Origin of the sequence: Streptomyces sp. P9-A2 (genome assembly GCF_036634175.1) — a bacterium.
Taxonomy (GTDB): Bacteria; Actinomycetota; Actinomycetes; order Streptomycetales; family Streptomycetaceae; genus Streptomyces; species Streptomyces pratens.
The window spans coordinates 895,915-921,641 of sequence record NZ_JAZIFX010000001.1; the positions used below are offsets into that span (position 1 = coordinate 895,915).

Sequence of the window (25,727 nt, forward strand, 5' to 3'; positions counted from 1 at the left end):
ATCCGGCCGGTTTGACGGGCGCCCGCCCGACGGGCCGCGCGGCACGGTGGACGCGGTCCGGAATCCGGGCGCCCCGGCCCGCCTCGTTCACCCTGCTGCCGCGTGTGCCGTCCTGGGCGACCGCCGGCTTCCGGGTGACCGTCAACGGACTGGCGGTGCCCGGGACTCCGGTCCCCGGCGGCTGCTTCGGCGTCTCCCGGACCTGGTGGACCGGTGACACCGTGCGGGTCCTGGCCCCGTTCCGGCTGAGGGTGGGGCACACGCTCGACGGCCCCACGCTGCAGACCCTGTTCCTCGGCCCGGTCGACCTGGTCGCCCGCCACCCGTCGACCGAGCTCCTGCGGTGCGCGCTGTACGGCAACGCCGGTCTCTCCGGCGCTCTGCTGCCCTCGCTCGCCCCGGTCGCCGGGAGACCGCCGCATCACACGCTGAACGGTGTCGAGTTCACGCCCTTCGTCGAAGGGGACCTCGGATGCGCCACACGCCCGCTTCCGGCGCTCGGAGCCATGTGTGATCTTCGGCACCTCCGACTCCGACTCCGGCGTCGCCGATCCCGCCCGGAGCGACGGTGTGACCCTGCTGGACGAAATCCGGTCGGGAGCTCCCTTCGGCAGCAGGAGTGCGCTGTTCACGCGGGTACGGGCAACAGTCGACGGCCGGGTGACCGCCGGCCTGCTGAGCGGAGCGCACGGCGACAAGGTGGCACTTACGGCACGGAACGCCTCGTACGCTGGTCCGAGTTCATGAAAAGGGGCATCCGACGCCGTACGGCCGCACCGGTCGTCGCCGTCGGATGCCCCGCCGAAGCACCGACGGAAACACCGCCGCGTCCCGGCAGAAGATTTCTTCCGGAACGGTGATTGTCCTGCCGCTTTCATCCGTACTCACTGGTGTTGGGCTGTTGATACACCAGGAGGAACGATGCGCATCTCGCGCAGCACGGCAGGAACCGCGTTCGTGGGCGGAGCCATGATTCTCACCCTCACCGCGCTCGCCTACCCCACCATGCTGGGCGTGCAGACCACATCGAGCACCCAGGACCGGGTCGTCGCCAACACGCAGTACGGCCAGCTGACCGAGGCCGACCGCGACTTCGTGGTCAAGGTCCGTGCGGCCGGACTGTGGGAGCACCCCCTGGGCCTGCTGGCGATGGAGCGGGGTACGACGCCGGAGATGAAGGAGGCGGGAGAGCACCTGGTCGTCGGGCACGGACGGCTCGACGAGAGCTGCCGCAGGATCTCCCTCGAACTGGGCATCACCCTGCCCAACCAGGCATCGCCCCAGCAGCAGCAGTTCGTGGAGACCATCAAGTCCACCAACGACAAGGAGTTCGACACCACGGCCGTGAACATCATGCGGGTGACGCACGGCCAGATCTTCTCGGTGATCGCCAAGGTCCGCGCCAACACCAGGAACACCCTGGTGCGGCAGCTGGCCGACCAGGCCAACGACACGGTGCTCGACCACATCACGGTCCTGGAGAAGACCGGTCTGGTCAATCACGAGCAGGTCAACTTCCAGCAGACCAGCCCGCCCAAGATGCCCCGGGAGCAGGTGACGCCGCCGGCCCCGCAGGCGGGCGCCCCGGTGCTGGTGCTCGAGATCCCCGAGAACCTGAAGGACCTCAACACGGTCTCCCCGGCGCCGACACCGGCCTCCGAAGTGAAGTAGAAGCCCGGATACCGGATACACGACTACCGGATCCTACGGTCCGGTGTCCCGCAGGGCCGGCGGCGGACGCCGGGCGGCAGAGGTCAGGACCCGCGGCGGGGTTTGCCCCGTCGCGGGTTCTTCGGCGTTCCGCCCGCGCCCTTCCGGCGGCCACGGCCGGCCGGCCCGCCCGCTGCCTGCCGACGCCCGGCACCGCCCTTGTCGGCGCGTCCGGGCTTCTCCTGTTTCTCCTGTTTCTCCTGTGCGGAAGGCCGGGGCCGGGTGCGGCCCCGGGTGCTGTTGACGGTCCGGCCGCGGACGATCCCGATGAAGTCCTCCACCAGGTCGGTGGTCGCGGCCTCGGGCCACGCCAGCGCCACACCGGACTCGGGGGCGTCCTTGAGCGGCCGGTGGGTGAGGTCCTTGCGGTGGTGCAGCCGCGCCAGGGACAGCGGTACGACGAGCACGCCGATCCCGGCCGCGACGAGCTCGACGGCGTCGGCGGTGGTCGCGGGACGTTCCAGGGCGGGCCTCCCGGGCAGAGTCTCCCAGGCGAGGACGTCGTCGAGGGGGTGGAGCACGATCTCGTCGGCCAGGTCCTCCGGGGACACCTCGTCGACCGCCGTCACGAGGTGGTCCTTGGGAACCACGACGACCGTCTGTTCGGTGTAGAGGGGGATCGCGCTGAGCACCGTCCGGTCGACGGGCAGCCGGACGAGTCCCGCGTCGGCGTCCCCGGCCAGCAGCAGGCCGCCCGTCTCCGCGGCGGGCACCTGGGTGAGGGCCAGCGGGACACCGGGCAGCCGCTCGTTCCAGACGCGCACCCACTTGCCGGGCATCACCCCCGGCGCGTACACGAGCCGGAACGAAGGGGGTACATCCGAGCTTGTCACCCGGCCAGGTTACCGTCCGTGGCCACGGGCCCGGACCGCGGATGATGACGGCCGATCACCGCGGCCGGCCACGGCCACCGGCCCCGGTCGGTGATCATGCCGAGGGGGCGCGGTCGTCGGTCGTGGTCGGCGGTCGCGCGTACGGTCGATACCCTGGGCACCATGACGTCGCACCAAAACACCCAGACGATGAAGCCCGCGACCGCGGCGAAGAAACTGGGTGTGTACCTCGAGGCCACCCCCGCCGAGTTCCGGGAGGGTGTCGTCTCACGCGCCGAGCTGAACGCGCTCCAGGCCGATCCGCCCCAGTGGCTGCAGGAGCTGCGGCGCAACGGCCCGCACCCCCGCCCCGTGGTCGCGTCGAGGCTGGGGGTCTCCATCTCCGGTCTCACCCGCGGCGGAGTCACCGAGCCGCTCACCACGGAACAGATCGACGCCCTCAGGGAGGAACGTCCCGAGTGGCTGGAGCGCGAGCAGGCCACTCAGGCCGAGGTCCGCAAGGAGGCGGAGCGCATCAAGCAGCGGAACGCGGAGCGCGCGAAGCACGACAGCTGACCACGGCGTTCCTCCGCTCCCCCCCTCCTCACGTCGCGCCCCCTCACATCGAACACCCCCGAACGGGCTTTCCCATCGGGGGTGTTCTCGTTCGGATGGACGCCGCATGACGCGGAACCGGGGCAACGCAAGCCTGCAGCACCCCTTCCGGCGCATAGAAATATCTATCACCATGGCTGCACGCCGGGCCGGCGTGCAGCCCGTGAGGCCGTCGGCCCGGATCCAGTACGCGCCCGCAGCGGCGCGGCCGACCGTGCCCGGGGTGGGACATGCAGAGCGCCGGATGGAAACAGGCCGTCGAATGGCTGGCCGCCGCGGCCCGGGACCCCCGTGAGTGCAAACGGCAGTGGGACCACGGCACGGGGACGGCACTGCTGGCGGCGGGACGCTACTGGGACGTGCTCAGTGTTCCCGACCGGCTCGGACTGCTCGCCCTGGACCTCCTGTGGAACGATCCGCTGAAGGTGCCCGGCCCTACTCTGGTGGACGTCACCGCCCGCCGCGTCGGCTTCTTCCTGCCGCCCGACCCGGCCGGCGAGTGGATCGGGTTCGGCGTACGGCACGTCGGCCGGGGCTCCTGGGTGGCGGTGCCGCCGCCGTACCGGCCCAGCGGCCGCCTGGAATGGCTCGTCCCCCCGGACGGCACCGGCACCCTGCACGCCCCCGTTCCCCTCGAACAGGCTCTCCGCACAGCCACCGCCACCCTCGCCGTCCTGATCCCGGCGGGGGCTGAGCCGGGGGGCTGGTGATTTCCTCGTCTAGGTGATCACCCCCTGCCGGGACTCGCCGCTCCACGACAAGGGCCGTACAGATCGGTGGAGGGGCGCGCCGGCACATCCGGAATGCTCCACACCCGCCGAGTCGAGTGAACCGCCCCCTCCGCAGATACCACCCGCCCGAACAGGGGTTCAGTGTCCGGAACACCGAGAAACCGGGGTAGCCGTATCGCTCAGGAGGCTTACGGTACGTTCGCGCTCATGGCACGGAAACAATGGCTGCTGGCGGGGCTCGCCGCGGTGCTGACCGCTTGCTCGGTTCCGGACCGCGCCCCTGGCGACCGGACCGCGGGGATCGAAGGGACATGGCAGAGCGCCGGATACGGTTACGTCTTCGACATCACCCAGGACGGTACGGGGAAGACACAGCTCGCCTCCTACGAACAGACATCGGTGAGCTGCCTCGGCGGGGACATGTCGGCACAGGTGGGCCGCGAAGGTGAGGCGACGTCCTTCGGCGAGGACGGCGAGGCCGAGCTGGTCGTCCGCAGGCGAGGAGGCCACCTGATCGTGCAGGAGCCGGGGGCGGCCGGCCACATCCGCATGGAACGGCTCAAGAAGCTGCCCGGCTGCCCGTCTGCGATCTCCGGGAACGCGGCTGACCGTCGCCTGCAGACCTTCGACGTCTTCTGGCAGAACCTCGCCGAGCACTACCCGCCCTATCCGTACCGGAAGCTCGACGGGGCGGGCAGGAAGCGCGACCGGGCGGCCCTGGCCGAGGACAACACCGACCGGACGCTCGGCAAGCTGCTGGGTGGCACGGTCCGTGAACTCGGCGACATGCACACCGGTATCGAGGGGGAGGACCTCAGCCTGTACGGCAAACGGCCGGGCACCCGCGACTCGGCCGACATGAACACCGACGCCTTCCGACCCGCGATCGAAGCGAGGCTGGGCAAGCGGCTCGAACCCGTCATCGACGACAAGGTGGAGTACGCCGGTGGGCTGCCGGGCCACCTGGGATACCTGCGCATCACACAGTTCGACGACTTCGCGGACGAGTCGTACGACGTCGACCGGAAGAAGTTCGGGCAGGCCCTGGACACGGTGTTCGCCGTCGCGGAGCGGGACGGCTGGCGCGGCCTCGTGCTCGATCTGCGCCTCAACGACGGCGGTTTCGACGACCTCGGCCTCGAACTCGCCTCCCGGCTGACGGACAAGTCCCATTTCGCGTTCCAGAAGCGGGCGCGCGACACGCAGGCAGCCTCCGGGTTCACGCCGTACGAGAAGCTGCGGGTGTCGCCCAGCGATCGCCCCGGCTTCCACGGACCGATCGCGCTGCTGGTCAGCGATCTCACGGTGAGCGCGGGCGAGACGGCGGTCATGACGCTGCTGAACCGCTCGCCGAAGCCCACGTTGATCGGCCTCCCGACGCAGGGCGTCTTCTCGGACCAACTGTCGCGGACACTGCCCGGCGGCTGGTCCCTCGACCTCAGCAACGAGGACTACCGGAATGCGGCCGGGCAGAGCTTCGAGGGCCGTGGCATCCCGGTGCCGCAGGAATTCCGTACCCCTGTCTTCACGGCCACGGAGATCGGCCGCCGCTGCGATGCGGCCATCGCCCGTGCCCTCGACCATCTCGCGGACAAACCGCCGGCGACGACACCGCCATGCCCCGGTGGAACCACCTGACGGCATCGTCACCTGGGCCGAGCTGCCTGGGACGATTCTGGAGTTGATCGTGCCGGGGAGAGATCCGCTCGTGTCGTCCGCGCCGCCGTCGTACCAGGGGCACCGGCACCCGGTGGCACTCATCGCGCACTGCGTGTGGCTGTACTTCCGCTTCCCGCTGTCGTTCCGCGAGGTCGGGGAGCGGAGACTCCGGGGACCGACGCCGCCCGAAGAGCAGTGCCTCACTGACCACGGGGGCGGTGTCGTACGGGTTCCCGTACGGGCGTTGTACGGCTCCGGAGGCGTGTCCCGGTCGGCGCGGGCCCCCGTTGAACATGTCCCCGGCGGAGAAGCGAGCCGGGCTCCGGGCCCGGGTTGACCCTCGACCTTGTCGAGGCATGAGGGTTCCGGGTGTGGAGAGCGAGATGCGCAGCATTGGTGAGACGGCCCGGGACAGCGGCCTGAGCGTGAGCGCCCTGCGGTTCTACGACCGTGCCGGTGTGCTCGTACCCGCCTGGGTCGATCCGGTGAGCGGCTACCGCTGGTACGCCCCCGGGCAATCGGACGAGGCCCGGCTGCTGGCGCGGCTGCGGCGGGCCGGCATGCCCCTGGCCGACATCCGGCTGGTGCTGGCCGGCTGGACCGGCGCGGACACCGATCTCGTGCAGCAACTCCTTGAGGCGCACCTGCGCCGCCTGGAACGGGGGCTGTCCGATGCCCGCGGTGAGTTCTCCATGCTCCGAGATCTACTCGACGACAGGGAGAAACCCATGACCCCGCTCCGCACCGCCACGGCCCGGCCTGCCCTCACCTCGCCCGAACTGGCCGCCGCGTTGGACGCGGTCCGCTTCGCGGCCGGTGCCGACCCCGAGCTGCCGATGCTCGGCGGAGTCCTCTTCGACATCGAGGGCGACGCGCTGCGCCTCGTGGCCACCGACCGGTACCGGCTGGCTGTCGCGCGGGTCCCGGTCACCGGGCACAGCGGGCCCCGCGTGCAGGTCGTCGTGCCGCTGCCGCTCGTCGACGCGATGCGGGCGCTGGCCGGCGGCCCCGAGCCCGTACGGCTCGCCGTGGACGGTGACCGGGTGACGCTGGAGACCGGGGGCGGCCGCCAGGTGGCCGGCCGGTCCCTCGAGCACGACTTCCCGGACTATCTCCGTCTGGTCAGTCTCCCCGCCGGGCGCCGCGCCGTGGTCGACGTGGCTTCCTTCCGGGAGGCGGTGCAGGAGGGTCCCGTCCGTACGGGCGAGGTGCGCGAGGAGGACGGGGCGGTCTTCGACGTCAGTGTGCTCGAGGCCGGCGCCGACGGCACGGTGCGGGTCTGCGACGACGGCACGGACGCGGACGGCGGGGTGAACGGGGGTGACGGGGTGAACGGGGACGGCGGCCGTGTCGCGGTCAACCGTGCGTTCCTGCTGGACGCCCTCGACGCCGGGGCCCGTGACCGGCTGGTCCTGGAGTTCGGCGCCCCCACGGCGCCCGTCGCGATCCGCCGGCCGGACGACGAGGACACGTTCTCCCTGCTGATGCCGGTCCGACTGGACGACTAGGGTCTGTCGTTTGGATCTTGCCGGGGTCGCGGGTCCTGGCACCGCGCCTCGCCACGTTGTCGTCGGTTGCCAGGGCTCCTTCCCCAAGCTCTCGGCTTCTCCCCCTCTCGGCTGCACTCGAGCGGGAGGGACCCCCATGAACAGGGGGACCTCATGAACAGGGAGGGGCCCCCACGCCCCCACTCGGCTCGGCTCGGTTCGGCTCGGCTGCAAGGCACCGCCCACCTGAGCCGACCTGATCCAAACGACACCCCCTGGCTGGAGCCTCAGCAGAAGTCCCGTGCTCCACGGCCCCGGTCAGGGCTGGGAGCACGGGGCCCGTGCGGCAGAGGGAGCGGTCCCGGTTCTATGACCGTTCGGTCTTTCCGTCCTCCACCGGCTCCAGCGTCTCCAGGGCGGGGGCCAGGGCGAAAGCGGGGGCGGGCGTCGGCCCGTCGGGGGTGGGGGCACCGTCCGCTGAGGACTTCTTCCTGGTCAGGCGGAGGGCTATGGGCTCGGTGTAACGGGCGGTGAGCGGTCCCAGGATGACCAGGATCAGAACGTACGAGGTGGCCAGCGGACCGAGCTGGGGCTCGATGCCGGCGGTGACCGCGAGCCCGGCGATGACGATGGAGAACTCGCCGCGGGCGACCAGCGTGCCGCCCGCGCGCCAGCGGCCCTTCCCGGAGATCCCGGCCCGGCGGGCGGCCCACCAGCCGGTGGCGATCTTCGTCAGCGCGGTGACGACGGCGAGCCCGAAGGCGGGCAGGATCACCGGCGGGATGGACTGCGGGTCGGTGTGCAGTCCGAAGAAGACGAAGAACACCGCGGCGAACAGGTCGCGCAGCGGGGCCAGCAGGTTGTGCGCGCCCTCGGCTGCCTCCCCGGACAGGGCGATGCCGACCAGGAACGCGCCCACCGCGGCGGACACCTGAAGTTGCTGGGCGATACCGGCGACGAGCAGGGTCAGGCCGAGGACCACCAGCAGCAGTTTCTCCGCGTCCTCACTGGAGACGAAACGTGAGATGACCCGCCCGTAGCGGACGGCGACGAACAGGACGAGTCCGGCGACGCCGAGCGCGACGGCCAGCGTGACGCTTCCCGCGGCGAGGCTCACGCCGGCCAGCAGGGCGGTGACGATGGGCAGGTAGACCGCCATCGCCAGGTCCTCCAGCACCAGGATGCTGAGGATCACCGGGGTCTCCCGGTTGCCGAGCCGGCCGAGGTCGTTGAGGACCTTGGCGATGACGCCGGAGGAGGAGATCCAGGTGACCCCGGCCAGCACCACGGCGGCGACCGGGCCCCAGCCGAGCAGCAGGGCGAGGATCGCGCCGGGCACGGCGTTCAGCAGCATGTCGACCAGGCCGGCCGGATACTGGGTCTTGAGGTTGGAGACCAGGTCACTGGCCGTGTACTCCAGGCCGAGCATGAGCAGCAGCAGGACCACGCCGATCTCGGCGCCGATCGCGACGAACTCCTCGCTCGCGCCGAGCGGCAGCAACCCGCCCTCGCCGAAGGCCAGACCCGCCAGCAGGTAGAGCGGGATGGGGGAGAACTGCAGTCGCCCGGCGAGGCGGCCCAGCAGACCGAGCCCGAGAATGATCGCACCGAACTCGATCAGGAAAATTGCGGAAGAACGCACGCGCTCATTCCCGCCCGAGGACCTCGGCGGCGGTCTCGACGCCCTCACGGGTGCCGATGACGATGAGTGTGTCCCCGCCTGCCAGGCGGAAGGCGGGCGTCGGGGACGGGATCGCCTCGGCCCGGCGCAGCACGGCCACGATCGAGGCGCCGGTGTCGGTGCGGATCCTGGTCTCGCCCAGCACCCTGCCGTTCCAGTACGAGGCGGCGGACAGTTCGATGCGCTCGGCGACCAGCCCCAGGTCGGTCGTGTGCAGCACGTTCGGGCTGTGGTGAGCGGGCATCAGCGCGTCGATCAGGGCGGCCGACTCGGCGACGTTCAGTCGCAGCGACTGGGCACAGGCGTCCGGGTCGTCGGAGCGGTAGACATTGACCGTGCGTGCGCCGTCCCGGTGCGCGATCACGGACAAGTGCTGGTGCTCACGCGTAGTGAGGTCGTATTTCACGCCGATACCCGGCAGTGGCGTGGTGCTCATCCGTGGAGCAGGCACAGCCCGTCCCCTTCCCGGTTTCCTTCTGATCATCCGTCCATGGGTGGGGACCCTCATCGCGCTGATGGTCGGCCCCCGTGGAGGACATCGTGTCATCCCGCGATCTCGTCGAGAGATTGGGTGATGCCACGGATGGACAACAGTTGCGACGGCCGTCGATCCCCCGCCGGGGCCCTGGAGCGGTGCCATGCCGTACGCGGGGCGTTCCGTGTGGGGGGCTGGACAACCGGCGGCTCCGGAGACCCTCCGGGCCGGTCGGCCGCGAGGTGGGGCTCGTAGGCCCCGTGGTGGCGCGGCACACCCGTGGGACGATTTGTATGACGTACCGATTCTGGAGGCGTGATGAGTGGTCTGGTCGTAGTGGGAGTTGACGGGTCGGCATCGAGCCTGGCCGCGGTGGGGGCCGCGGCCGAGGAGGCACGGCGGCGCGGGGCCGGGCTGCGGGTGGTGCACGCCTTCCTCTGGCCGGCCATGCACGTGCCGCTGGGCCCCTCGCCGCTGGGGCCGCCCGAGGGCGGTCTGCGGACCATGGTCGAGAAGCTGGTGGCCGAGGCGGTGGAGCACGCCAAGTCCGTGGCACCGGACGTGGAGGTCTCGCACGCCGTGGTGACGGGCGAACCGCTGACCGTGCTGGAGGCGCAGTCCCACGACGCGGAACTGGTGGTCGTCGGGTCCCGCGGCATGGGAGGTTTCGTCGGACTTCTGGTGGGATCGACGGCGGTGCACATGGCGAGCCACGGGCGGTGCCCGGTGCTGGTCGTACGGGAGACGGGCGCCTCGGACGGGCCCGTGGTGGTCGGGGTCGACGGTTCCCCGGCGGGCGCGAAGGCGATCGACTTCGCCTTCGCCGAGGCGTCGCTGCGCGGGGCCGAACTGGTCGCGCTGCACTCCTGGACCACCTGGAACGCGCCGGTGCCCCCGCCGCAGGACGCGAAGGCTCCCTACGCGAGCGGGCCCGACGAGCTGAGGGCGGGCGAGGAGCGTCTGCTGTCCGAGGCACTGGCCGGGCAGCAGGAGCGGTACCCCGGCGTGAAGGTGCGGCACGAGGTCGTGCACGGCGGCACGCGCGAAGCGCTCATCGAGGCGAGCCGTACGGCGCAGTTGCTGGTGGTCGGGGCCCGGGGACGGGGCGGGTTCACCGGACTGCTGCTCGGCTCGGTCAGCCAGGCGATGCTGCACCACGCCCACTGCCCGGTGGCGGTCGTCCGCGGCAGCGGCGGGGAGGAGGACGGGGACGCATAGCCCGCTCCCCCTTCGAAGCCACCAGGCCGGTACGGGTGCCCTGCCCGCGGGTACTTCGGTACGCGCGGGCACAACCGGGACGCACCCGCCACCGGACACCCGACCGGGACAGGAGTGGACATTGAAGGACACGGTGATGGTCGGAGTGGACGGATCGCCGTCCAGTCTCGCCGCTGTGGACATCGCGGCCCGTGAGGCGCGGCTGCGCGGCGCACCGCTGCGGATCGTGCACGCCTTCAGTCGCCCGGCCGACCTGGAGCCGATGGTCCACGGCGTCCTGGCCCAGGCGGAACAGCGGGCCGCCGAGGTGGCACCGGGCCTGGAGGTGTCCAGGACCGTGGCGTCCGGGGACACCCTGACGGTGCTGCAGAGCGAGTCGCGGCACGCGGTGCTGGCGGTGGTCGGCGGACGTGGCCACAACCGGTTCGGGGATCTGCTGCTGGGCTCGACGGTGGTGCAGCTGGCCGCTCACGCCGACTGCCCTGTCATGGCGGTGCGGGGACGCCCCGATCCGCAGGGGCCCGTACTCCTCGCCGTGGACGGTTCGCCCGCCGGGGCCGCGGCGGGCGAGTTCGCCTTCGCCGAGGCGGCGCTGCGGGAAGCCCCGCTGATCGCGCTGCACGTGTGGAACACCTGGAGCGAGCCGGCCCCGTACGAGGGCCCCGCCGACCCGCTGAACGTGGTGGTCGACCTGGGCCGGCTCCGTGAGAAGCACCGCCGCCGGCTGGAGGATGCCCTGGCTCCGTGGCGGGCCGCTCATCCAGAGGTGTCCGTGGAACCGCTCCTGGAGCGTTCCCGGGTGCGGCACGCACTGCTGGAGGCCGCCAAGGGGGCCCAGCTGCTGGTGGCGGGGGCCCGGGGGCACGGGGGATTCACCGGAATGCTGCTGGGTTCGGTGAGCCAGGCGCTGCTGTACCACGCCGACTGCCCGGTCACCGTCGTCCGTGGCGAGCAGTGATCCGTCGACGGCACGACAGGACTGACGGCAGGCAGGAGGGGACCGTGTACACGACGCGGGTCTCGGGTCGGGTGAACGCTCCCCGGCCGGCCGTCCACCGGGCGCCGGCGAGCGCGGACGCGATCGCGCGGTGGCGGGTGCCGCCGGGCGTGCGGGGCGAAGTGCACGAGTTCGGGGCGCGCGAGGGCGGCAGGTGCCGGATGTCGCTCACGTACGACGCACCGGACGCGGTCGGCGGGTCGGCCGCGCGCACCGACACCTACCACCGCAGCTTCGCGCGGCTCGTGCCGGACGAGGAGCGGTACCGCGGGATCGAGCCGGGCGGGGCGGTAGATGTCGATGTGGTCGGTGCCGAGCCGGGTCAGGGAGTGGGCCAGGAAGTTCTTCACCGCCTCGGGGCGGCCGTCGGGCCCGCCGAATGCGAAACCCGGCCCTGCCGGCATGCCGAACTCGACGCTCAGCCGATGACCGTCCCGGTCCCGGCCGCGCAACGCCTCGGCGAGCAGCCGCAACTGCTCCGGGTGCTCGGCGTCGAGGAGTTCCCCACGGGGGGCGGCGGACAGCCCCGTACGGTGAGGCGTCCGCCCACCTGCCTGCCGCCTTCCGCTCCAGCCGTCTTTCGCTCTACCCGCCTCCGAGGAAGCTCAGCCGGACCCGGCGGTCGGGGTTGTCGCGGTTGGTGTCGACCAGGCACACGGACTGCCAGGTGCCCAGTTCCAGTCGGCCGTCCAGTACGGGCAGGGTGGCGTGCGGCGGGACGAGGGCGGGCAGGACGTGGTCGCGGCCGTGGCCGGGGTGGCCGTGGCGGTGCTGCCAGCGGTCGTCGGCCGGCAGCAGGCTGTGCAGGACGGCCAGGAGGTCGTCGTCGCTGCCCGCGCCGGTCTCGATGACGGCGATGCCGGCGGTGGCGTGCGGCACGAAGACGTTGAGCAGCCCGTCACGGCCGGCCGCGACCTCCCGCAGGAAGGACTCGCAGTCGCGTGTGAGGTCGATGATCCGCTCCGCGGAGCCGGTGGCAACGTTCAGGACCCGGGTGTCGAAGGCATCTGACATGGCTTCCATCCTGGCCCATGCGCCGGGGTGTTCGAGGAAGGAAACCCCCCGAGTGGCGGTAACGGCTCGCGGGAAGATCTCCACCCCCGACAGCGTTAGTAGAAATGTGAACTACACCAGTGAGGCTGAGGCGGCCGAGGTCCAGACAGTCGTCATAGGTGCCGGGCAGGCGGGACTGTCCAGTGCCTATCACCTGCGGCGCACCGGTTTCGAGCCGGGACGCGACTTCGTGGTGCTCGACCACAACCCGGGCCCCGGCGGGGCCTGGCGGTACCGCTGGCCCTCGCTCACGTACGACAGGGTGCACGGGATGCACTCGCTGCCCGGCATGGAACTCACGGACGCCGATCCGGCGCGGCCGTCCTCCGAGGTCATCACCGAGTACTTCGACCGTTACGAGCGGACGTTCGGCCTGCGGGTACGGCGGCCGGTGAAGGTGCGGACGGTACGGGAGGGCGCCGGCGGGCGGCTGCTCGTGGAGACCTCGGCGGGCACCTGGTCGACGCGGACGCTGATCAACGCCACCGGCACCTGGGACCGGCCGTTCTGGCCACGCTACGAGGGGCAGGAGACCTTCCTGGGGCGGCAGTTGCACACCGCGCAGTACCCCGGCCCCGAGGTGTTCGCCGGGCAGCGGGTCGTCGTGGTGGGGGGAGGCGCCTCGGCCACGCAGCATCTGCTGGAGATCGCCCCGTACGCGGCGGACACCACCTGGGTGACCCGGCGGCCCCCGGTCTTCCGCGAGGGCCCCTTCGACGAGGAGGCGGGGCGGGCGGCCGTGGCGCTGGTCGAGGAGCGGGTGCGGCAGGGGCTGCCCCCGCGCAGTGTCGTCTCGGTGACGGGGCTGCCGATGAACGACGCGATCCGCCGGGGCCTCGCCGACGGCGTGCTGGACCGGCAGCCGATGTTCGACCGCATCACGCCGGAGGGGGTGGAGTGGAAGGACAGACGGCGGGTGGCGGCCGACGTCATCCTGTGGGCCACCGGATTCCGTCCGGCCACCAACCACCTCACTCCGCTGCGGCTGCGGGAACCCGGCGGAGGCATCCGTGTCGAGGGCACCCGGGCGGTCGCCGACCCCCGCGTCCACCTCGTGGGCTACGGCCCCTCGGCCAGCACCGTCGGCGCCAACCGTGCCGGGCGCGCGGCCGTACGGGACATCAGGCGTCTGCTGACGGAGGAGCGCGTCGCGGCCTGATGCCGGCCGACGGCGGAGGAGCGCGTCACGGTCCGACACCGACGACCGGTGCGAGCCGCCTCACCTCTCCCCCGGCTCCGCCTGCTTCTCCCCCGGCTCCGCCTGCTTCTCCTTTCGTTCCTGCTCCTGCTCCTGCTCCTGCTTTGCCTTCTGCCCCTGTTCCTACTTTGCCTTCTGCTGCCGTGCGTTGAACTCGGCGAGATCGCTCTGGTGTTCGTTGTGGTCGGCGGTGAAGCGGGTGTCACCGGGCTTGACCGTGATGAAGTACAGCCAGTCGCCCGGCGTCGGGTTGATCGCCGCGCGCATCGCTTCCTCGCCGGGGTTGTCGATCGGGGTGGGCGGCAGCCCCATGCGCGTATAGGAGTTGTAAGGGCTGTCGGCCTCGATGTCCCTCTCCTTGACACCGGGCGTCGAACGGCCCAGGGCGTAGTCGACCGTCGAGTCCATCTGCAGCGGCATTCCGCGCTCCAGACGGTTGAAGATCACCCGGGCCACCTTGCCCATGTCGGCCTTGGCGGACGCCTCGGCCTGGACGATGCTCGCGATGGTGACGGCCTGATAGACGTTCATCGCGTTGCGCTGCGCACCGGCGGCGATCGGGGCTCTGTTGAATTTCTTGTCGGCCGTCTCGACCATCAGCGCCAGCAACTGCTCCGGTGTCGCCTTCCCCTTCAGCGGATACGTCGCCGGGAAGAGGTAGCCCTCCGGGTTCCCGTCGGCGTCGTCCGGCAGCTTGAGGCCGGCCTTCGCGAGGGACTTCTTCGTACTCCCCGCGGGCAGTTCGAGGGCCTTGTCGACGGCCGCGTACACCTGGCTCGCCCGTCGGCCTTCCGGAATCACCAGGGTGGTGGGGCGGGAGTCGCCGTCGTCGCCCAGAATGAGCAGGGGCGCCGCCACGGCGGTACCGGCCACGACGGCCCCGGTCGCGGCGAGGGCGAGCCACCCCCGGCGCGTCAGTCGGATCGTGGTTCGTGACGGAGTGTTCGTCTGCATGCGGGCACGGTAACCCGCATATCGCCATAAACCCGGCATATTTTCATCTTGCCGGCTCCAGTTGGGCGTCCCTGCGGACCAGGGCCGCGTACCTCCCGTCCCGCTCCAGGAGTTCCTCGTGCGTGCCCCGTTCGACCGCGCGCCCCTTGTCGAGCACCACGATCTGGTCGGCGCCGCGGACGGTGGAGAGCCGGTGGGCGATGGTGAGCGTGGTGCGGTCTGCGGACAGCGCGTCGATGGCCTGCTGGACGGCGGCCTCGGTACGGGTGTCGAGCGCGCTGGTGGCCTCGTCGAGAACGAGCACCGGCGGATCGCGCAGAATGGTCCGGGCGATCGCCAGGCGCTGCTTCTCACCACCGGAGAAGCGGTGGCCGCGTTCCCCCACGACGGTGTCGTACCCGTCGGGCAGGGCCGCGATGTGATCGTGGATCTGTGCCGCCCGTGCCGCCCCGTGGAGTTCCTCGTCCGTGGCGTCGGGCTTCGCGAACCGCAGGTTGTCGGCCACGGAGGCATGGAAGAGGTACGTCTCCTGGGAGACGACGCCGACCGCGCGCGCCAGAGTGTCGAAGTCGAGGTCGCGCACGTCGACCCCGTCGAGGGTGACCCGGCCGCCGGTGACGTCGTACAGCCGTGGCACGAGGTGGCCCAGCGTGGACTTGCCGGCGCCGGTCGAGCCGACCACCGCGAGACCGGTGCCGGCGGGGACGGTGATGTCGATGCCGTCGAGGACGGGGCCGCCCTTGCCGTCGTAGCCGAAGGTGACGTTCTCGAACCGGACCTCGCCGCGGACCCGGTCGAGGCGGACCGGGTCAGCCCGCTCGGTGATGTCGATCGGAAGGTCGAGATACTCGAAGATGCGCTGGAACAGCGCGAGCGAGGCCTGGATCTGCACCCCGGTCGACAGCAGGCTCACGGCAGGCCGGAACAGGCCCTGCTGGAGCGAGACGAAGGCGACGACCGTTCCGATGGAGACCCCGGGTCCGCCCGTCCGCAGGGCGAGGCCCGCGGTCCAGTAGATGACGGCCGGCATGGCGGCCATGACGATCGTGATGACGGCCAAGCGCCAGCGGCCGGCCATGCTCGACCGCACCTCCAGGTCCACCAGACGGTCGGACTCGTCGGCGAAAGCGCTGGTCAGGGAGTCGGATCGGCCCATGGTGCGGCCGAGCAGGATGCCGCTGACCGACAACGACTCGGTGATCGTGGCGGCCATCGAGGCCATCTGCTTCTGCCGCTGAGTGGTGATCTTCTTGCGTTCGTTGCCGACCCGGCGGCTGATCCACACGAAGGCCGGCAGCAGGACCAGTGAGACGACGGTCAGCCGCCAGTCGAGGACGAGCATCGCGACGACGGTGGCGACGACGCTGGTGAGATTGGAGACCAGGGAGGTCGCCGTGGAGGTCACGGTGGCCTGCATGCCGCCGATGTCGTTGGCGATGCGGGACTGGACCTCGCCGGTGCGGGTGCGCGTGAAGAAGGCGAGCGACATGCGCTGGAGCCGGTCGTAGACGGCGGTGCGCAGATCGTGCATGACACGCTGGCCGACGGTCGTGGAGATCAGTGTCTGGAGCACGCCGAAGACACTGGTGAGGACGGCGCTGAGGATCATGCCGAGGGCCAGCAGGCTGAGCAGCCCGGTACGGCGCTCGGGGATCGCCACATCGAGGATCGCCTTGAGCAGGAACGGGGTGGCGACCGAGACGAGCGACGCCGCTCCGACGAGCAGGCCGACGATCGCCAGGCGGCCCCGGTAGGGGCGGAACAGTCCCAGAATGCGGCGCACCTGCCGGGGCTGCTCCTCGGCGCCCACGGGTGCGCTCCAGACGGGTTCACGGTCGGGGTGCATGGTCTCCTTCGAGGGCTCGGGAGCGGGACGCGGGAGCCCGGCACCGCCATGGGAATGCCATGAGGATGCCGGGTCAACGGAGCCTAGCTCATTGTTACCTATACTCACAATGAACGACGTCCTGATATTGTTCCGCACATGACCACCCCCGACCCCGACGGCCTGCTGGCCGAGCAGTTGCTTCGGCTGACCCGCCGGGTGCACCGCATCCAGAAGCGCCATCTGGTGCGGCGCGAACTGGGCATCACCCCTGCCCAGTCCCGGTTGCTGCGCACCCTCGCCCACTACGCCTCGCCGCCCCGCATGGCCGACCTGGCGGAGCGTCTGGAGGTGGTACCGCGTGCCGTGACGACCCTGGTCGACGGGCTGGAGACGAGCGGCAAGGTGCGACGGGTGCCCGATCCGGCCAATCGGCGGGTGATCCGGATCGAGCTCACCGACGACGGACACGCGGCTCTGCGGGAGCTGCACGCCGCACGCAGGGCCGCCGCGGAGGAGATCCTGGCTCCACTGGGGGACGAACAGCGCGAGGTTCTCGGCGAACTGCTGAACACGCTGGTCGACGGGACGGCCGCCACCCCGCAGCACCGCGACGCGCCCTGCTGAGACACCGCGCCGGAGTCGCTGCGGGGGCCTCGTGCCGCTGTCGGCCGGTAGGGCCGCCGGGGGCGTCCGGAGTGCCGCGCAGCCGTCGGCTGTACGCCGTGACGGGACAGGCCGAGGCACCGTGCCGCAGTCGTCCGGTGTGCCGTGGGATTCCCGCCCCGTGCGTCGAGCCGGTTCCGTGCGCTGCCATGGAAAACCGTTTGCTTTACAGCACGCAACGGCGTCAATCTGTCACGGTTTGCTGTCGCGCCGTCCAAGGACGGCGCGCGGCCCCGCCTTTGCGAGCCACTGGGACGTCATGCAGATACAAGACCTTCCGTATCCCGACCCGGGCGTGCCCGACGCCCGCTCGGGCCCTCGATTCCTGCGGTGGCTCTTCCTGAATCAGCTCCCGGGCCAGCTCAAATCCCTCGCCTGGGGACTGCTGCACTTCGCCTCCGTCGCCTCGTTCCCGTTCTGTGTGGGCATAGGCGTCCAGGCCGCCGTCGACCGTTCCGGCTCCCGGCTCGCCCTGGCCGGCGGGCTCATGGCGCTGGCCTGCGTGGGCAACGCGGTCGGCGACACCTTCCTGCACCGGGCCGCCATCACCAACTGGATCACCGCGGCCGCCCGCGTCCAGCAGCTGCTGGCCCGCAGGACCGCGACGCTGGGCTCCGCGCTGACCCGCCGGGTCGCGGCCGGCGAGGTCGTGGCCGTCTCCACCGGCGACGTCGAGAAGATCGGCTGGTTCGTCGAGGCGCTGTCCCGGTTCACCGCGGCCGTGGTCACCATCGTGCTGGTCTGCGTCGGCCTGCTCGTCTACCAGCCCGGGCTCGGTGTGGTCGTCGTCGTGGGCCTGCCCCTGCTGGCGCTCGCGGTCCTGCCGCTGCTGCCGCACGCCACCCGGCGGGCCGACATCCAGCGGGAGAAGGCCGGACGCGCCACGGAGCTCGCCTCGGACACCGTCGCCGGACTGCGTGTACTGCGCGGCATCGGTGGCGAGGAGCTGTTCCTCGACCGCTACCGTCGCGCGTCCCAGGAAGTCCGCCACGCCGCCGTACGCAGTGCCCGGATGTGGTCCCTGATCGCCGCGATCCAGGTGCTGCTGCCGGGAATCCTGCTGATCACGGTGGTCTGCTACGGCGTTCATCTGGCCCGTCAGGGGCGGATCACCGTGGGCGAACTGGTCACCGTCTACAGCTCGGTGATGCTGCTCGCGTATCCTCTGCGCCACTTCGAGGAGATCGCGATGGCCTACTCCTTCTCCCGGCCGTCGGCCAAGCGCGCGGCGCGTGTGCTGGCGTTGGAGCGGGTCGTGGACACCGCCGGGACGCCCGGTTCCGAACAGCACGGGAGGCCCTCCGGAGACCTGTACGACCCGGTGACCGGTCTGCTCGCCCCGGCGGGCCGGCTCACCGCCGTGGTGTGCGGGGATCCGGACGCGGCGGGCCTCCTGGCCGAACGGCTCGGCGGGCACGCGGCGCACACCACGCACACCACGCGGAATGGTTCGGTGCTGCTCGGCGGCGTGCCGCTCGACGATCTGCCACTGGACTCCGCCCGCGGCTCCGTCCTCGTCCAGGACAAGGATCCGGTACTGCTCTCCGGCACGCTGCGCGAACTGCTCGACGTACCCGCGTCCGGGGCTGTCGGAGCGCGCGAGGCGCTGGACGCCGCGCAGTGCGCAGACGTACTGGCGGCGCTGGTGCAGGGTGCACTCGACGCCGCGGACCCGATGGACGCACGGCTCACCGAGCGCGGACGGTCCCTTTCCGGCGGCCAGCGACAGCGGCTCTCGCTGGCCCGGTCGCTGGTCACCGACCCGGAGGTCCTCGTCCTGGACGAACCCACCTCCGCCGTCGACTCGCACACCGAGGCCCGCATCGCCGAGGGCGTGCGGGAACTGCGGGCGGGACGGACCACCGTCGTGTTCACCTCGTCGCCGCTGCTGCTGGACCGGGCGGACCAGGTGGTCCTCCTGCACGACGAGACGGTCGTGGCGGTCGGCGGCCACCGCGAGCTGGTGCGTACCGAGCCCCGGTACCGGGCCGTGGTGACCCGCGAGACGGAGGCCGAGGCGAAGACCGGGGCCGAAACCGGATCAGGGCTCGGGACGGACGATCTGACCGACCTGGACAAGCTCGTGGAAATCGAGGAGACAGCATGATCGGCGTGGCGCCACCGGCCTACGACCCGGCGGCCCCGACCACGGCCGGCACCCTCCCCGTGGGCGCGCCCGCCACCGTCCGCGCCTATGTGGGCGAGCTGCTCCGCAGGCACCGCAGGGCCTTCGTGCTCCTGATCACGGTGAACACCGTCGCGGTGATCTCCTCGATGGTCGGCCCCTACCTGCTGGGCGGCCTGGTGGAACGGGTCTCGGACCGCACGCGGGAGCTCCACCTGGGGCTCACCGCCGCCCTGTTCGTGGTGGCACTGGTCCTCCAGGCGGTGTTCGTACAGCAGGTGCGGCTGCGCGGGGCGATGCTCGGCGAGCGGATGCTGGCCGATCTGCGCGAGGACTTCCTGGTGCGGTCGGTCGGGCTGCCGCCCGGTGTGCTGGAGCGGGCCGGGACGGGTGATCTGCTGTCCCGGATCACGACCGACATCGACCGGCTCGGCAACGCGATGCGCGAGGCCGTGCCCCAGCTCGCCATCGGTGTGGTGTGGGTGGTGCTGCTGCTGGGCGGCCTGGTCGTCACCGCACCCGAACTGGCGCCGGCCGTACTGCTCGCCGTTCCGCTGCTCGTGGCCGGCTGCCGCTGGTACTTCCGGCGGGCGCCGGCCGCGTACCGCTCCGAGGCCGCCGGGTACGCCGCCGTGGCCGCGGCACTCGCCGAGACCGTGGACGCGGGACGGACCATCGAGGCGCACCGCCTCAGCGAACGCCGGGTGGCGTTGTCGGACCAACGGGTCAAGGAGTGGACCGCCTGGGAGCGCTACACACTGTGGCTGCGGTCGGTGCTCCTCCCCGTCGTCAGCATCACCCATGTGACCGTGCTCGGCTCCGTGCTGATGATCGGTGGCGTCTTCGTCCTGCAGGGCTGGATCGGCGTCGGCCAGCTGACGACCGGTGCGCTGCTGGCGCAGATGCTCGTCGACCCGGTGGGGCTGATCCTGCGCTGGTACGACGAGTTGCAGGTGGCCCAGGTGTCACTGGCCCGGCTGGTCGGCGTCCGGGACATCGAGCCCGACGCCGGTGACGCCGCGCTGACCCCCGACGGGCGCCATGTGCGCGCCGAGCGGGTGCACTTCGGCTACCACGAGGGCGTCGACGTGCTGCGCAAGGTGTCGCTGGAGGTCGCGCCCGGCACCAGGCTGGCGCTGGTCGGCCCCTCCGGCGCGGGCAAGTCCACCCTGGGTCGGCTGCTCGCCGGGATCTACGCGCCCAGGAACGGCACGGTGACCCTGGGCAGCGCCGAACTCTCCCGGATGACCGCGGAACGCGTCCGTACCCAGGTGGCCCTGGTCAACCAGGAGCACCACGTCTTCGTGGGGTCCCTGCGCGACAACCTGCGGCTCGCCCGGACGGATGCCGAGGACGCCGAGCTGTGGGCGGCCCTCGGCGCGGTCGACGCGGACGGCTGGGCGCGTTCGTTCGACGACGGCCTCGACAGCGAGGTCGGCTCGGGCGGGCTGGCGCTCACCCCTGCCCAGGCTCAGCAGATCGCGCTGGCACGGCTGGTACTGGCCGACCCGCACACTCTGGTGCTGGACGAGGCGACCTCGCTGCTCGATCCCCGCGCGGCCCGGCACCTGGAACGCTCGCTGGCCCGTGTCCTCGACGGCCGTACCGTTGTCGCCATCGCCCACCGCCTGCACACCGCCCACGACGCGGACGTCATCGCCGTCGTCGAGGACGGCCGCATCAGCGAGCTGGGCAGCCATGACGAGCTGGTCGCCGCGGGCGGTGCGTACGCGGCACTGTGGCGCTCCTGGCACGGGTGAGGCCCCAGGTCGAGGGTATGGATGAGGCCTCGGGGAGGCGAGGGGTGAGCACGCGGGGGACCGCACGGCGGACTGCGCGGCCGGGCGTGTCCGGCGGGCCCCCGGCCGCGGTGTGAGGCGCGCCCGGGGGTGGACGCGCCGTGCGCACGGTCCGTCACCGGCGGCGTCCGGTGACGGACCGTGCCGTTGCGCGGAGCCGAACCTGGGTGGAAGGGTGGAATCAGGCACCGGCTCGGGGAACGCCCGGGGCTCCGGAGAACCGGGGTGCGGGTGATGCCAGTGCCCGTGCAGGCGCGGCCCGCAACGGGCCACGGCGGGAACGGGCCCGTCCCCACCCTCTGGAGGTCCCCGTGAACAGAGCCGGCGGTTGGGGAGACGACGTCTACCAGCCCGATGGATCCGAGGTCCAGGACGACGCCGGACTGCTCGACGCCGAGGACACCCTCGAGAACGACGGCGTCGACGATCCCCTCGACCGGGGCTGGTCCCCTCCCGAGCGGCCGTGGGCCGTGGAGCACCGCGGTGTGACGGCGTCGGAGCGCAGGGCGGGCGAGACGCTGGACCAGCGGCTCGCCGAGGAGCTGCCCGATCTCGCCGCCGCCGGCGGTGACGACCTCGGTGACAGCGAGGGCACCGACGGCGAGCTCCTGGACAACGAGGTCGGTGCCGTGCGCTCCGGCCGGCTCGTGGCCCCCGACGAAGGGGCGCACGAGGACGAGGAGAGCGCCCTGGTCGCCACGGACATCGGCATCGACGGGGCCGCGGCCTCGGCCGAGGAGGCCGCCATGCATGTCGTCGACGAAGACACCCTGCCCGGCTGACCTCATCGTTCCACTGCCGTCACGGCCGTCACGCCCGTCCGGACGGCGCGAGCCACCCGGGCCGTCACCCGAACCGTTCCGGGCGTCCAGGACGTCCGGATCGATCACATCGCGGGCACCACGGACATCGCCCATGTCGTACGAGGAGCGTCCATGCAGCAGGACAAGCACCCCGACTACCGTCCCGTCGTCTTCCGCGACCGGGCCGCCGGATACGCCTTCCTGACCCGGTCCACCGCGACCAGTGAACAGACGATCGAGTGGGACGACGGCGAGACCTATCCGGTCGTGGAGGTGGAGATCTCCTCGGAGAGCCATCCCTTCTACACGGGCACCGCACGGACCGTGGACACGGAAGGACGCGTCGCCCGCTTCCAGCGCCGCTACGGCGGTGAAAGCTCCGGCGGTGAAAGCTCCGGCTGAGCCGACGACGGCGGGCATCGGGCGTCCGCCGGCGACGACCACCGGTCGTCCGCGCCTCAGAACACGTTGAGCGCCACCGCACAGCCCACTCCGCCGAGCACCATGAACGCGGGCATCAGCACCTTGAGCTCCACCCAGCTGCCCGCCCGGAACCGCATCGCCTTGGGCGGGCCTATGGGGTACCAGCGCTTGCGTCCCACCGGTATGGGCCACAGGACCGGGCAGCCCGAGACCGTCAGGGCGTCCCCGATGTCGTGCACCAGCGCGCCCAGGACGATCGGCAGCCCCAGCCACAGGTACTCCTGGCCCGGTGCCGTGAACAGCCAGGCGGCACCGTGGCCCGGCTGGTCCAGGATGTCCGCGAGGATCCACGAGCTGGTCGCGGCGAGCAGCCACACCAGGACGTCGCTGCTGGCACCCCGGGTGGCCCGCCACAGCAGACCCTCGATGGCCAGCACCATGTGGACGAAGAGGATGGCCAGTACCGCCCACCGGCCGCCCGTGATCGCCAGAGCGGAAGCGCCCCCGCCGATCAGGACCGCCCACAGCCAGGTGTGGGTGAGCGTGCGGTGACCACCGGAACGGCGCGGGTCGCCCGGTTTCCTGGTGGCCTTGTAGACGGCGTACGACAGCTTGTCGACGATCTCGCACAGTCGCTTGGACACGGGGCCGAAGGACCGCGATATCGTCGCCGCCTTGTGGTCCAGGTCCGGGGCGAGGGCGGCGCCGGCACAGATCAGAGCGCCGACCAGAAGCACCGGCCAGGGCATCGGTTTTCCGGCGGCGGTCATCGCCGCACCCGTACCGAGCCATGCCGCGGCACCCGACAGTGAGTGTGCTGGTCCCATCATCCCCGTTGCCCGCCCATTCCACTTGTGCCGCTGTCCAGTTGACCAGGTGCGTTGACGCCCCTCCGGCGACACAGCGTAGCGTTCACGATCTTCATACCCGAATCCGATTCCCGCGCAGGGCCCGGTGGCAGGCAAGATGGGGACGTGACCCTCATCGATCAGCTGCCGCCGACCGCCGACCCCGACGCCCTCTACGAAGCCTTCGAGTCGTGGGCGGGGGAACGTGGCCTCACGCTCTATCCCCACCAGGAGGAGGCGCTGATCGAGGTGGTCTCCGGGGCGAACGTGATCGTCTCGACCCCGACCGGCTCGGGCAAGAGCATGATCGCGGCCGCCGCCCATTTCGCCGCGCTGGCCCGGGACGAGGTCACCTTCTACACGGCGCCGATCAAGGCACTGGTGTCGGAGAAGTTCTTCGAACTGTGCAAGATCTTCGGCACGGAGAACGTCGGCATGCTGACCGGCGACGCGTCCGTGAACGCCGACGCCCCGGTCATCTGCTGCACCGCCGAGGTGCTGGCGTCCATCGCGCTGCGCGACGGCAGGAACGCCGATGTCGGCCAGGTCGTCATGGACGAGTTCCACTTCTACGCGGAGCAGGACCGCGGCTGGGCGTGGCAGATTCCGCTGCTGGAACTGGAGCAGGCGCAGTTCGTGCTGATGTCGGCGACGCTCGGCGACGTCTCCTTCTTCGAGAAGGACCTCGCCCGCCGTACCGGCCGCCCCACGTCGGTGGTCCGCTCGGCGACCCGGCCGGTCCCGCTGTCCTACGAGTACCGCTACACACCGCTCACCGAGACGCTCACGGACCTGCTGGCGGCCCGGCAGGCTCCGGTCTACATCGTGCACTTCACGCAGGCCCAGGCGGTGGAGCGGGCGCAGGCACTGATGAGCATCAACATGTGCACACGCGAGGAGAAGGACAGGATCGCCGACCTGATCGGCAGCTTCCGCTTCACCACCAAGTTCGGCCGTAACCTCTCCCGTTACGTCCGGCACGGCATCGGTGTGCACCACGCAGGCATGCTGCCCAAGTACCGTCGGCTGGTGGAGAAGCTCGCGCAGGCCGGTCTGCTGAAGGTCATCTGCGGTACGGACACGCTGGGTGTCGGGGTCAACGTCCCGATCCGCACGGTGCTGTTCACCGCCCTCACCAAGTACGACGGGACCCGGGTGCGCACGCTGCGGGCCCGTGAGTTCCACCAGATCGCGGGCCGGGCCGGCCGGGCCGGCTTCGACACCGAGGGGTTCGTCGTCGCGCAGGCCCCCGAGCACGTCGTCGAGAACGAGAAGGCGCTGGCGAAGGCGGGCGACGACCCGAAGAAACGCCGCAAGGTGGTCCGCAAGAAGGCGCCGGAGGGGTTCATCGCCTGGTCGGAGCAGACCTTCGAGAAGCTCATCGGTTCGGATCCCGAGCCGCTGACCTCCCGCTTCCGGGTGACGCACACGATGCTGCTGTCGGTGATCGCCCGGCCCGGGAACGCCTTCGCGGCGATGCGTCACCTCCTCGAGGACAACCACGAGCCGCGCAAGCAGCAACTGCGGCACATCCGGCGGGCCATCGCGATCTACCGGTCCCTGCTGGACGGCGGCATCGTCGAGAAACTGGACACACCGGACGCCGAAGGGCGGACCGTGCGGCTCACCGTGGACCTGCAGCAGGACTTCGCTCTGAACCAGCCGCTGTCCACCTTCGCGCTGGCCGCGTTCGAGCTGCTGGACCCCGAGTCGCCGTCCTACGCGCTCGACATGGTGTCCGTGGTGGAGTCCACGCTGGACGACCCGCGCCAGATCCTCGCCGCACAGCAGAACAAGGCGCGCGGCGAGGCGGTCGCCCTCATGAAGGCGGACGGCGTCGAGTACGAGGAGCGCATGGAGCGCCTCCAGGACATCACGTACCCGAAGCCGCTGGAGGAACTGCTCTTCCACGCCTACGACACCTACCGCAAGAGCCACCCGTGGGTCGGTGACCACCCGTTGTCGCCGAAGTCCGTGGTGCGGGACATGTACGAACGGGCCATGTCCTTCACGGAGTTGGTGTCCCACTACGAGCTGGCCCGGACCGAGGGCATCGTGCTGCGGTACCTGGCCAGCGCCTTCAAGGCCCTGGACCACACCGTCCCGGACGATCTGAAGTCCGAGGATCTCCAGGATCTGATCGCCTGGCTGGGCGAGATGGTGCGTCAGGTCGACTCGAGTCTGCTGGACGAGTGGGAGCAGCTGGCCAACCCCGCGGAGATGACCGCCGAGGAGGCCCAGGAGAAGGCCGACCAGGTCAAGCCCGTCACCGCCAACGCACGTGCCTTCCGCGTCCTGGTCCGCAACGCCATGTTCCGCCGTGTCGAACTGGCCGCCCTGGACCAGGTGAACGCGCTGGGCGAGCTGGACGCCGAGGCCGGCTGGGACGCCGGCGCCTGGGGCGAGGCGATGGACAAGTACTGGGACGAGTACGAGGAACTCGGCACCGGTCCCGACGCCCGCGGTCCCAAGCTGCTGCTGATCGAAGAGGAGCCGGACAACGGACTGTGGCGGGTCCGGCAGATCTTCGACGACCCGAACGGCGACCACGACTGGGGTATCAGCGCCCAGGTCGACCTCACCGCCTCCGACGCGGAGGGCCGTGCGGTCGTCCGGGTCACCGAGGTCGGACAGCTGTGACGGCAGGA

The 25,727-nt window shown here is 71.1% G+C and carries 21 protein-coding genes and 3 pseudogenes; 16 read left to right on the plus strand and 8 right to left on the minus strand.

Annotated elements, in window-relative coordinates:
* Positions 1 to 80: 80 nt before the first annotated feature.
* Both V4Y04_RS03985 and V4Y04_RS03990 read left to right on the plus strand, forming a co-directional pair.
* Positions 81 to 747 (plus strand): annotated as a pseudogene (locus tag V4Y04_RS03985) (beta-L-arabinofuranosidase domain-containing protein); the annotation flags it as partial.
* A gap of 174 nt (positions 748 to 921) precedes the next feature.
* A complete protein-coding gene (locus tag V4Y04_RS03990) occupies positions 922 to 1,671 on the plus strand; it encodes a DUF4142 domain-containing protein (RefSeq protein ID WP_332425891.1) in 750 nt (249 codons plus the stop codon).
* An 83-nt stretch (positions 1,672 to 1,754) separates the two neighbouring features.
* On the opposite strand, the gene V4Y04_RS03995 is transcribed toward V4Y04_RS03990, so the two are convergent.
* Entirely contained in the window at positions 1,755 to 2,543 is a 789-nt protein-coding gene (locus V4Y04_RS03995; protein ID WP_332425893.1) for a LysR family substrate-binding domain-containing protein, read from the minus strand.
* Positions 2,544 to 2,705: 162 nt separating this feature from the next.
* Between V4Y04_RS03995 and V4Y04_RS04000 the strand changes: the two genes are divergently transcribed.
* The 5 genes and pseudogenes from V4Y04_RS04000 (at position 2,706) to V4Y04_RS04020 (ending at position 7,035) form a co-directional block, all read left to right on the plus strand.
* A complete protein-coding gene (locus V4Y04_RS04000) occupies positions 2,706 to 3,098 on the plus strand; it encodes a DUF5997 family protein (protein WP_332425895.1) in 393 nt (130 codons plus the stop codon).
* A gap of 269 nt (positions 3,099 to 3,367) precedes the next feature.
* Complete coding sequence (locus tag V4Y04_RS04005; RefSeq protein WP_332425897.1) at positions 3,368 to 3,847, plus strand: hypothetical protein; 480 nt, start codon at positions 3,368 to 3,370, stop codon at positions 3,845 to 3,847.
* 228 nt (positions 3,848 to 4,075) lie between these two features.
* Positions 4,076 to 5,506: a S41 family peptidase gene (locus tag V4Y04_RS04010; protein ID WP_332425899.1), complete on the plus strand. Its 1,431-nt coding sequence runs from the start codon at positions 4,076 to 4,078 to the stop codon at positions 5,504 to 5,506.
* A gap of 70 nt (positions 5,507 to 5,576) precedes the next feature.
* Positions 5,577 to 5,696, plus strand: a pseudogene (locus tag V4Y04_RS04015) (IS6 family transposase); the annotation flags it as partial.
* Between the two features lie 214 nt (positions 5,697 to 5,910).
* Entirely contained in the window at positions 5,911 to 7,035 is a 1,125-nt protein-coding gene (locus V4Y04_RS04020) for a DNA polymerase III subunit beta family protein (RefSeq protein ID WP_332425900.1), read from the plus strand.
* A 346-nt stretch (positions 7,036 to 7,381) separates the two neighbouring features.
* Here the strand turns inward: V4Y04_RS04020 and V4Y04_RS04025 are convergent, their stop codons facing one another.
* Together V4Y04_RS04025 and V4Y04_RS04030 are read right to left on the minus strand one after the other, a co-directional pair.
* Positions 7,382 to 8,656: a cation:proton antiporter gene (locus tag V4Y04_RS04025; RefSeq protein WP_332425902.1), complete on the minus strand. Its 1,275-nt coding sequence runs from the start codon at positions 8,654 to 8,656 to the stop codon at positions 7,382 to 7,384.
* Between the two features lie 4 nt (positions 8,657 to 8,660).
* The gene (locus tag V4Y04_RS04030) at positions 8,661 to 9,131 is read right to left on the minus strand and encodes a cation:proton antiporter regulatory subunit (RefSeq protein WP_332425904.1); all 471 of its coding nucleotides are present in this window, start codon (positions 9,129 to 9,131) and stop codon (positions 8,661 to 8,663) included.
* A gap of 357 nt (positions 9,132 to 9,488) precedes the next feature.
* Here V4Y04_RS04030 and V4Y04_RS04035 point away from each other — a divergent pair, with 357 nt between their 5' ends.
* On the plus strand, positions 9,489 to 10,388 hold the full coding sequence (locus tag V4Y04_RS04035) for a universal stress protein (protein ID WP_332425906.1): 900 nt from the start codon (positions 9,489 to 9,491) through the stop codon (positions 10,386 to 10,388).
* 136 nt (positions 10,389 to 10,524) lie between these two features.
* Complete coding sequence (locus tag V4Y04_RS04040; RefSeq protein ID WP_443080165.1) at positions 10,525 to 11,346, plus strand: universal stress protein; 822 nt, start codon at positions 10,525 to 10,527, stop codon at positions 11,344 to 11,346.
* Between the two features lie 296 nt (positions 11,347 to 11,642).
* On the opposite strand, the pseudogene V4Y04_RS04045 reads toward V4Y04_RS04040, so the two are convergent.
* Together V4Y04_RS04045 and V4Y04_RS04050 are read right to left on the minus strand one after the other, a co-directional pair.
* Positions 11,643 to 11,855 (minus strand): annotated as a pseudogene (locus V4Y04_RS04045) (aldo/keto reductase); the annotation flags it as partial.
* Between the two features lie 115 nt (positions 11,856 to 11,970).
* A complete protein-coding gene (locus V4Y04_RS04050) occupies positions 11,971 to 12,399 on the minus strand; it encodes a secondary thiamine-phosphate synthase enzyme YjbQ (protein ID WP_332425911.1) in 429 nt (142 codons plus the stop codon).
* Between the two features lie 106 nt (positions 12,400 to 12,505).
* Between V4Y04_RS04050 and V4Y04_RS04055 the strand changes: the two genes are divergently transcribed.
* Entirely contained in the window at positions 12,506 to 13,597 is a 1,092-nt protein-coding gene (locus V4Y04_RS04055; RefSeq protein WP_332425913.1) for an NAD(P)-binding domain-containing protein, read from the plus strand.
* Between the two features lie 162 nt (positions 13,598 to 13,759).
* On the opposite strand, the gene mltG is transcribed toward V4Y04_RS04055, so the two are convergent.
* Positions 13,760 to 14,590 (minus strand): endolytic transglycosylase MltG, encoded by an 831-nt coding sequence (mltG, locus tag V4Y04_RS04060; protein WP_332425915.1) that lies wholly within the window; start codon positions 14,588 to 14,590, stop codon positions 13,760 to 13,762.
* Positions 14,591 to 14,633: 43 nt separating this feature from the next.
* Complete coding sequence (locus V4Y04_RS04065) at positions 14,634 to 16,436, minus strand: ABC transporter ATP-binding protein (RefSeq protein ID WP_332425917.1); 1,803 nt, start codon at positions 16,434 to 16,436, stop codon at positions 14,634 to 14,636.
* 138 nt (positions 16,437 to 16,574) lie between these two features.
* Between V4Y04_RS04065 and V4Y04_RS04070 the strand changes: the two genes are divergently transcribed.
* The 5 genes from V4Y04_RS04070 to V4Y04_RS04090 all read left to right on the plus strand — a co-directional run bounded on the left by V4Y04_RS04070 (position 16,575) and on the right by V4Y04_RS04090 (position 22,210).
* Entirely contained in the window at positions 16,575 to 17,042 is a 468-nt protein-coding gene (locus V4Y04_RS04070) for a MarR family winged helix-turn-helix transcriptional regulator (protein ID WP_332425919.1), read from the plus strand.
* Between the two features lie 298 nt (positions 17,043 to 17,340).
* Positions 17,341 to 19,188: an ABC transporter ATP-binding protein gene (locus V4Y04_RS04075; RefSeq protein WP_332425921.1), complete on the plus strand. Its 1,848-nt coding sequence runs from the start codon at positions 17,341 to 17,343 to the stop codon at positions 19,186 to 19,188.
* On the plus strand, positions 19,185 to 20,966 hold the full coding sequence (locus V4Y04_RS04080; RefSeq protein WP_332425923.1) for an ABC transporter ATP-binding protein: 1,782 nt from the start codon (positions 19,185 to 19,187) through the stop codon (positions 20,964 to 20,966). Before V4Y04_RS04075 ends, V4Y04_RS04080 begins: the two co-directional genes overlap by 4 nt.
* Before the next feature lie 350 nt (positions 20,967 to 21,316).
* Entirely contained in the window at positions 21,317 to 21,787 is a 471-nt protein-coding gene (locus V4Y04_RS04085; protein ID WP_332425925.1) for a DUF5709 domain-containing protein, read from the plus strand.
* Between the two features lie 153 nt (positions 21,788 to 21,940).
* Complete coding sequence (locus V4Y04_RS04090) at positions 21,941 to 22,210, plus strand: type B 50S ribosomal protein L31 (RefSeq protein ID WP_332425928.1); 270 nt, start codon at positions 21,941 to 21,943, stop codon at positions 22,208 to 22,210.
* Positions 22,211 to 22,266: 56 nt separating this feature from the next.
* Here the strand turns inward: V4Y04_RS04090 and V4Y04_RS04095 are convergent, their stop codons facing one another.
* Positions 22,267 to 23,061 carry a metal-dependent hydrolase gene (locus tag V4Y04_RS04095; RefSeq protein ID WP_332425930.1) on the minus strand — a complete coding sequence of 265 codons (795 nt, stop codon included), beginning with the start codon at positions 23,059 to 23,061 and terminating at the stop codon, positions 22,267 to 22,269.
* 144 nt (positions 23,062 to 23,205) lie between these two features.
* Between V4Y04_RS04095 and V4Y04_RS04100 the strand changes: the two genes are divergently transcribed.
* Complete coding sequence (locus V4Y04_RS04100; protein WP_332425932.1) at positions 23,206 to 25,719, plus strand: DEAD/DEAH box helicase; 2,514 nt, start codon at positions 23,206 to 23,208, stop codon at positions 25,717 to 25,719.
* The last annotated feature ends 8 nt before the right edge of the window (positions 25,720 to 25,727 follow it).

Excerpts from the sequence above, each read along its gene's own strand:
- V4Y04_RS04050 (WP_332425911.1), bottom strand. The coding sequence starts at position 12,399 with ATGTCAGATGCCTTCGACACCCGGGTCCTGAACGTTGCCACCGGCTCC.
- V4Y04_RS04030 (WP_332425904.1), bottom strand. The coding sequence starts at position 9,131 with ATGAGCACCACGCCACTGCCGGGTATCGGCGTGAAATACGACCTCACT.
- V4Y04_RS04090 (WP_332425928.1), top strand. The coding sequence starts at position 21,941 with ATGCAGCAGGACAAGCACCCCGACTACCGTCCCGTCGTCTTCCGCGAC.
- V4Y04_RS04040 (WP_443080165.1), top strand. The coding sequence starts at position 10,525 with ATGGTCGGAGTGGACGGATCGCCGTCCAGTCTCGCCGCTGTGGACATC.
- mltG (WP_332425915.1), bottom strand. The coding sequence starts at position 14,590 with ATGCAGACGAACACTCCGTCACGAACCACGATCCGACTGACGCGCCGG.
- V4Y04_RS04075 (WP_332425921.1), top strand. The coding sequence starts at position 17,341 with ATGCAGATACAAGACCTTCCGTATCCCGACCCGGGCGTGCCCGACGCC.
- V4Y04_RS03990 (WP_332425891.1), top strand. The coding sequence starts at position 922 with ATGCGCATCTCGCGCAGCACGGCAGGAACCGCGTTCGTGGGCGGAGCC.
- V4Y04_RS04010 (WP_332425899.1), top strand. The coding sequence starts at position 4,076 with ATGGCACGGAAACAATGGCTGCTGGCGGGGCTCGCCGCGGTGCTGACC.
- V4Y04_RS04000 (WP_332425895.1), top strand. The coding sequence starts at position 2,706 with ATGACGTCGCACCAAAACACCCAGACGATGAAGCCCGCGACCGCGGCG.
- V4Y04_RS04035 (WP_332425906.1), top strand. The coding sequence starts at position 9,489 with ATGAGTGGTCTGGTCGTAGTGGGAGTTGACGGGTCGGCATCGAGCCTG.
- V4Y04_RS04070 (WP_332425919.1), top strand. The coding sequence starts at position 16,575 with ATGACCACCCCCGACCCCGACGGCCTGCTGGCCGAGCAGTTGCTTCGG.
- V4Y04_RS04080 (WP_332425923.1), top strand. The coding sequence starts at position 19,185 with ATGATCGGCGTGGCGCCACCGGCCTACGACCCGGCGGCCCCGACCACG.
- V4Y04_RS04020 (WP_332425900.1), top strand. The coding sequence starts at position 5,911 with ATGCGCAGCATTGGTGAGACGGCCCGGGACAGCGGCCTGAGCGTGAGC.
- V4Y04_RS04065 (WP_332425917.1), bottom strand. The coding sequence starts at position 16,436 with ATGCACCCCGACCGTGAACCCGTCTGGAGCGCACCCGTGGGCGCCGAG.
- V4Y04_RS04095 (WP_332425930.1), bottom strand. The coding sequence starts at position 23,061 with ATGATGGGACCAGCACACTCACTGTCGGGTGCCGCGGCATGGCTCGGT.
- V4Y04_RS04005 (WP_332425897.1), top strand. The coding sequence starts at position 3,368 with ATGCAGAGCGCCGGATGGAAACAGGCCGTCGAATGGCTGGCCGCCGCG.